This window comes from Dactylosporangium sp. NPDC051484, from assembly GCF_040689395.1.
Lineage (GTDB): Bacteria > Actinomycetota > Actinomycetes > Mycobacteriales > Micromonosporaceae > Dactylosporangium.
The window spans coordinates 64036-70558 of sequence record NZ_JBFAZX010000035.1 but is presented as its reverse complement, the minus strand read 5'-3'; the positions used below and the strand labels follow the sequence as shown (position 1 = coordinate 70558).

The window sequence follows — 6523 nt, the reverse complement described above, 5'->3', positions numbered from 1 at the left end:
AGGGTGTCACGTGCGGCTCCCTTTCTGGGCGGCGCCCGCACTGGACCCGTGTGATTGGGGGAGGTCCCGTGTCGGGCGGGAGCAGGCCCCTGCCGGCCGCGTGGGTGAGGCAGAGGCCAGATCTGTCAAGACTCTTAACAGATCTACCGGAGGCTATGCCGACACTCAAGGCAAGTCAACATACGACTTAAGTTAAGACGCTGAGCTGCCGTTTTAGGGCTTTTTCGTGATACATGGTGAGATCGAGACTAGGTGCCGACGCGATCGTTCGGCCGTAACGGTGGGTAGCGATCGGTTCGCGGCCATCTCAACACCGTTGCGTCAAGCGAGCGTCCGTGCCGGTGTCCGACGTCGAATTCGCTGCCAGCCGGAGCCCAGCCCACGGCCCGGACGGCAGCTACTCGGCGACCGTGGTCCCGATCGCTGGCCACGGTTCTGGCATGGGCCCGGCGGACGGTGGCGGCCCGTATGGCGTGTGGCCGGCCCGGAAGTGCCGGAGGTGGTTCACCGAGGAGATCAGTATCCGCTCGAACAGGGCCGGTTCGTTGGACAAAAGGCCGGTGAACCGGTTCGGATGCTGCTCCACATGCAGTCCCGAGATGGCCGCGCGGGTGCCCGGTGCGTCGAGGACGACCTACGCCTCGTAGATCTGGTATCCCGTCCATGATCGCCGCAACCGCAACACGCCGGTGGCATCCACATGGACCACCCACCGGATCTCCATGTCGTAGAATCCGAGCCCGTCACGCAGCAGCCCGATCGTGTCCGAGTCCAGCGTCAGTCCCGGTTTCCGATCGATCGAGCGCATCGCCAACGCTGGATACACGGTGGCGGCGGACCGCGCGGTGAACAGTGGACGCAGATCTTCGACCGGCACCAGGACATTCTTCCAGCCCCCGAATCCGGGTCGACATCCCCGGCGGGCAGCCAGCGCACCATGCCCATCGCACCCACGAGCGGACGTGAGACCGTACCGAGCTCAGAGGTATATCTATGGAGATGACGGAGACAATTCTCTATGGTGGCCCGATGGCAGCGATCAAGCAGTTCCAGATCACCTTCGACTGCGCGGAACCTGAGCGCGTCGCTCGTTTCTGGTGCGAGGTGCTGGGGTACGTCGTGCCGTCGCCACCTCGGGGGTTCGCCAGCTGGGACGATTTCGATCGCGCGTTGCCGCCGGAGCGGCAGGGTTCGGTGTTCGCCTGCGTTGATCCCTCGGGGGTGGGTCCGCGACTGCTCTTTCAGCGGGTTCCCGAAGGTAAGGTCGTGAAAAATCGGCTGCACCTTGACGTGCGGGTCGGCACCGGGCTCGTCGGTGAGGAGCGCTTGGCTGCCCTTGAGGCCGAGTGTGCTCGTCTGGTCCCGCTCGGTGCGGTGCGCGTGCGTCTGCTGCGCGCCGACGGCGTCAACGAGTCGTGCCTCGTGATGCAGGACGTCGAGGGAAACGAGTTCTGTCTCGACTGAACGGTCACCGCGAACCGCGCACTCGGGGCTGCCTCGCGTGAGCATGTCGTGCGAGGCAGCCCCGAGTGGTGGTCATCCGGATACGCTGGGCATGCCGGTCTCGATGTGGCCGGTGAAGCGTTGCGACCAGGCCGGGTCGATGTCGACGGTGATCGTGAAGTCGTACCAGCCGTTGTTGTACGCAACGGCGTTGAACCAGTCGTCCACGGTCTGCCCGCCACCCACCGGGTAGGTCCAGGGGCCGTCCGTGCGGTATTGGTTCGACGTGATGGTGAAGGTCATCGCTGACGCTGATGTGTTCTTCATCCGGAACCAGATCGCCTGCCTCCCGGTGTTGGATGCCACCGCGTAGTAGCTGCTGACAAAGGCGTTCTTGCCGGCGTTGGTGGCGTTGCCGATGAAGCGGCGCAGGAAGCGGTTCGGACCGACCATGCTCAGGTCGTATTGGCCTGAGCCGTAGCCTGCACCGATGTTGAAGTAGTCGGTTGCGGTACCGCCCGCGTTGACCGTGTACTGCCAGGGGTCGCGGTTGCGGTACGCATTGGGGTGGATCGAGTAATGGACCGCGCGCGTCGCCTCGGCGCCCTGGTTCACCATCTGGAACCAGGCCAGGATCTTGCCGTTGGCGCCGAACTCGAGCCGGTCGAGGTATCCGTTGGGCTGGTAGGGCAGGGCTCTGGCCGGCCGGGTGCCGGGCTCCTGTGCGGGTAGGGCGTTGGTGCTCGGGGTCGGGTTGGGCAGCGTCTTGCAGTAGGCGTGGGTGATCACGCTTGTGGCGGGTAGCTGCGGCAGCCCGTACACGGGCGAGGCGAAGTCGAAGACGCCGGTGAGGTCGCCGACCACCGTTCGGCGCCACGCGCTGATGTTGGGGCAGGTCGCCGGCGTGCCGAGCGCCGCGGTCCACCGTTCCAAGAACCGGATGACGGAGGTGTGGTCGAAGACCTCCGAGCTCACCCAGCCGCCACGGGTCCACGGCGAGATCACCAGCATGGGTACGCGGAAACCGAGCCCGATCGGTACGCCGCTGAGGAACTCGTCCGTGGTGCCACTCGGGGGAACCGGAGGCGGCACATGGTCGAAGCAGCCGTCGTTCTCGTCGTAGTTGAGGAACAGCACGGTCGAGTTGAAGGCGCTTGCGTCGGCGTTGAGGGCCTGGATCACGAGGTTGACGAAGTGCGCGCCGTCGCCGGGCGGGGCGGAGGGGTGCTCGGAGAAGGCCTCGTTGGCGACCACCCAGGAGACCTGTGGGAGCGTGCCGTTGACGACGTCGGCCCTGATGGCGTCGGCGATCGCCTCGTGCGTGGGCTTCGTGCCAGGCACCGAGGCCATGCCGCGATCGTAGAGGGGTTTGCCCGGAGAGGCGCTCGTGAACTGCTGGAAGTAGGCCAAACCGTTGTCGCCGAAGTTGTCGCTGGAGCGCTGGTAGACCTTCCATGTCACCCCGGCGTTCTGCAGCGCCTCGGCAAAGGTCTGCCAGGTCAGCCCCGACTCATCGCCGCCGTCCTTGCTGTGCGCGTCGACCTTGCCGCTCCACAGGAAGGTACGGTTGGGTCCGGTCGCGCTCAGCGCCGAACAGAAGTAGGCGTCGCAGATGGTGTAGTTGTCGGCGAGCGCGAAGTGCAATGGGATGTCGCTTCGGTCGAGGTAGCCCATCGTGCGGACGTTGCCGACTCCTGAGATCCAGTTGTCGAGCTTGCCCGTGTTCCACGCCGCGTGCTGCGATGACCAGCTGTGCGCCAAACCCCCGTTGCACTGAGCCATGTCGTCGGGGTTCGTGCCGCCCGAGGGAAGGGTGCTGCTCATTTTCCACGGGTACTGCCACCCGGTACCGTTGGGCTGGCGGAAGATCGAACTGCCGGTGCTGGTCGTGATGGCGCTGCGGTCGCCGAAGCCGCGTACTCCCTTCAGGGTCCCGAAGTAGTGGTCGAAGCTGCGGTTCTCCTGCATCAGGATGACCACGTGCTGCACATCGGCGATCGTGCCCGTGGTCGCCGCGGCGGCCTTGGTTGGCGTGCCGGTTTGGATTCCCGGTGCCATCACCGCGCCTGCGGCGGCGCTTGCGGACAGCGTGACGAAGCTTCTGCGGCTCAACCGTCCCATGAGTCCCGATCGTCGGGCAGTGCATGAGCTACGAAGCGAACCCGGGCTGACGTCTCGGCCAACTCGCCGTCAATTGCGGGGGAGCGGGCGGTGAAGGGATCGAGCAGGCGCTGCCGCCCAGGCCGAGCTTGACCAGTGACCGCGCAGCGTCGAGTGCCGCAAGCCGCAGAAACCGTGGAGAAGCCAATCCTGGGCCTGCATGCGATGTCACGCCCTGCGCTCACCGGTGCAACTCGGGCGATCGCCGTTCAGGCGACCCAGAGCGCGTAGAGGCCGGGCGCGTTCCAGTTGGTGGCGGTGATGGTCTCGCAGTAGTAGGACGTCCACTGGTGGTTCTGCTGGCCGACGTATCCGGTCCCGGCGCACTGGTCGGGCCATCCGTACAGCCCCTGCCGGGTATAGCCTGGCGCCCCCGCGTGCGCCACCGAGCCGATTCCGGCGGCCGACAGTACAACGCTCACGATCAATACCGCCCTGACGAAGAATCGCTTCATAAAAGAAAGTTATCGATTAAATGCATCGATGTACAGCGACAACTTCGCGTCGGCCGCGGCCCCGACCTCCGCCAGCAGTCGGCTACGTCCGACGCCCGGTGGTCCGGCCCTGGCGCGCACACGGTCGACGAGGGCCTGGAGCACCCGCCGCAGGTCGGCCTCGAGGTCGGCGTCGAGCCAGTCGGCGACGGGGATCTATCCTGCCTCGCTCGCCGTGGCCGTCTCGATGCGGATCTGCGTGACCTGCTCACCCTGGTCGTCGCGGCGGTCCGAGCCGCCTCGGACTTCGGCAAGCCGGTGCTGGACTTTGGTACCGGGGAAACTGGTTTGTCATGCCGCGGCGACGCGGCCCGCACGGGCGGGTCAGTCGGTGTCGGTGGCGGTCAGCACCGCGAGCCGCCGGCCGTCGGGCGACACCGCGGCCAGGCCGATGTCCCAGGCGACCCGCTGGAACCAGTCGCTCGCCCCGGCGAAGGAGTACCACGCGCACGCCTGGACCGCCGCCTCGACCTCGGAGATCGGGGCGCCGGTCCGCGCGCCGGCCAGGGCGGCCACGGACTGCCAGGCAGCGAGCCGCCCGTAGGCGCCGAGCTCGCCGCTGCTGTACGCACCGCCCGAGCGGGCCGCCCCGAACAGCTGCTCCCACGCGTTCTCGGGCGTGCCCGAGCCGACCCCGTCCAGCCCCTGCAGACTCTCCAGGCCGAGCCCGCGCAGCGTCCCGGCGACCGCGTCCGGGCGCAGCCGGGCGCCGAGCTCGTATGTGCGCGCCTGGCTGCGGCCGTTGGATTTCACGGTCCAGTTCAGTACCGCCGCCTGGATCGCCGCGGCGTCGGCCTGCGACGTGGTCTCCAGCGCCGGCGGTACCGCTCCACCTCCGCCGACGGCGACCGACACCTGCGACGGCAGGCCGACGCCGCTGCCGTTGAATCCGTAGCGGGGCACCTCCGGCCACTGTTCCAGCGGCGTCAGCGCCGCCGGCAGCCAGGCGAGCGGGTGCTCACGCCACCACGGCTCATCCGTCCAGTCCGCCTCGACGGGGAGCCGGCGCAGCACCAGCTCGTGCAGCAGGCACGCGCGCAGCTCTTGCGGCGCCGCGGCCCCGAGTGCGTCGGCGAGCCCGACGCCGGCATGGGCCGAGGCGAGCAGCGCGGCCGCGTACCGGCACTGGCGGTGGTTCGCGGTGACCGACAGCATCAGCACGGCCTCCCCGACGGTACCGGGGCTCAGCGTCAGCAACCGCACGACGTGGTCAAAAGCGCTGCGGTACTGCCACGGCGCCCCCGGCTCGTCGCCGTAGCGCCGCCACAGCGCGATGCCGAGGTCGGCGACGAACGCCGCGTCTCCGGCCTCGACTCGTTGGTCGGCGAGCGAACACAGCGCGGCCACGTTCTCCGTCTCGGCCAGTCCGCTAACAATGGCGTTCACGTCTTCGCTCACGCCCGGCACTGTAGTACCCGCTGCCAGGGCGGTGCACGGATCCGCGGTGAGCTCCGTGAGCGAGGCCGACCGCCCGCCGCGGCCGCGCAAGCTTACCGCTCGCCGGACGCCGCTGCCTGATCTCCTCTCCGCTTTTGTCGTACCCGTGGTGCAGACTGCGTGGCGTGGATCTGACCTTCGCGTTCGCCGCCCTGCTCGGGCGGTCCGACTTACCTGCCGGCTCCTACGACGCCTACTACGGCGGCGACACCCTCGACGAGCTCCTGCTCCCGGCCAGCTGGCTCACCCCGGCCGCCCTCGCGTCGTCCGCCCCGGTCGCGTTACCAGACGTTGATGCCTGCTACCTCGACGACGACCATGAGAACCTCGCCTGGGAGTTCGACCTGGCCAATTCGCTGTTCGCGGTCGATTGGGCCGACGACCTACTGCCGGCGGCGTTCCTCGCCGACGTGCGGGCGGCCGATGCCGACATGCTCGTGCGAGGCGCCGACCTGGGCGTGCTGCTCGCCCGCCACGGCCTTGACCTGACGGCACCGTCGGCGAATCGGCTGAACTATCACATCTCGGCGCTGCTGCGCCTGGCCACGGACGGCACCCTGTACGACGCCATGCGCATGGCGACGTTCACGCACCGTCTGCCGGCGCTGGCCTCGTTCGGCTCGGGAGGCCTGCGGCGGGTCGAGGAGGGCTGGGAGACGGCGCTGGCCGCGGTCGAGCCGCCGGAGCTGCGTGACCACCTGCGCCTGCACTGCCTGGAGCCGTTCTGGTCGCGGGACGCGGGCGCCTGCTACCTGGGCGCGGACGAGTGGCCGACCGGCAGCTCGGCCCTCGGCGGCCGACGCAAGCTGCTGGCGGGTTGGGAGTTCGGCGAGTCTCAGTCGGGGGTGGCCGTGGTCGTTTGAGAGCCCGGTAGATAAGGGTTTCCGGGCATGGCTGGACGCGGCAGAGATCGACTGCGGCAATCGTGCCGGCGTGGCGGCGTGACATGAGGAAGGGCCTCCGGTGTGCCACGGATCCCGCATGAGAAG

6 protein-coding genes are annotated in these 6523 nt (G+C 68.2%); 2 read left to right on the top strand and 4 right to left on the bottom strand.

Going from position 1 to position 6523, the window contains the following annotated elements; genetic code table 11:
• Positions 1 to 634: 634 nt before the first annotated feature.
• Positions 635 to 877 (bottom strand): hypothetical protein, encoded by a 243-nt coding sequence (locus AB0367_RS33855; protein WP_366230568.1) that lies wholly within the window; start codon positions 875 to 877, stop codon positions 635 to 637.
• A gap of 152 nt (positions 878 to 1029) precedes the next feature.
• Between AB0367_RS33855 and AB0367_RS33850 the strand changes: the two genes are divergently transcribed.
• Entirely contained in the window at positions 1030 to 1464 is a 435-nt protein-coding gene (locus tag AB0367_RS33850) for a VOC family protein (protein WP_366230567.1), read from the top strand.
• A gap of 72 nt (positions 1465 to 1536) precedes the next feature.
• On the opposite strand, the gene AB0367_RS33845 is transcribed toward AB0367_RS33850, so the two are convergent.
• From AB0367_RS33845 to AB0367_RS33835, 3 genes are all read right to left on the bottom strand, one after another.
• Complete coding sequence (locus AB0367_RS33845; RefSeq protein ID WP_366230566.1) at positions 1537 to 3564, bottom strand: phosphocholine-specific phospholipase C; 2028 nt, start codon at positions 3562 to 3564, stop codon at positions 1537 to 1539.
• A gap of 248 nt (positions 3565 to 3812) precedes the next feature.
• Positions 3813 to 4058: a hypothetical protein gene (locus AB0367_RS33840; RefSeq protein WP_366230565.1), complete on the bottom strand. Its 246-nt coding sequence runs from the start codon at positions 4056 to 4058 to the stop codon at positions 3813 to 3815.
• A 363-nt stretch (positions 4059 to 4421) separates the two neighbouring features.
• The gene (locus AB0367_RS33835) at positions 4422 to 5495 is read right to left on the bottom strand and encodes a DUF6183 family protein (RefSeq protein ID WP_366230564.1); all 1074 of its coding nucleotides are present in this window, start codon (positions 5493 to 5495) and stop codon (positions 4422 to 4424) included.
• A 164-nt stretch (positions 5496 to 5659) separates the two neighbouring features.
• Here AB0367_RS33835 and AB0367_RS33830 point away from each other — a divergent pair, with 164 nt between their 5' ends.
• Positions 5660 to 6397, top strand: coding sequence for a hypothetical protein (locus AB0367_RS33830; protein ID WP_366230563.1), 738 nt, complete (start codon positions 5660 to 5662; stop codon positions 6395 to 6397).
• Positions 6398 to 6523 lie beyond the last annotated feature (126 nt).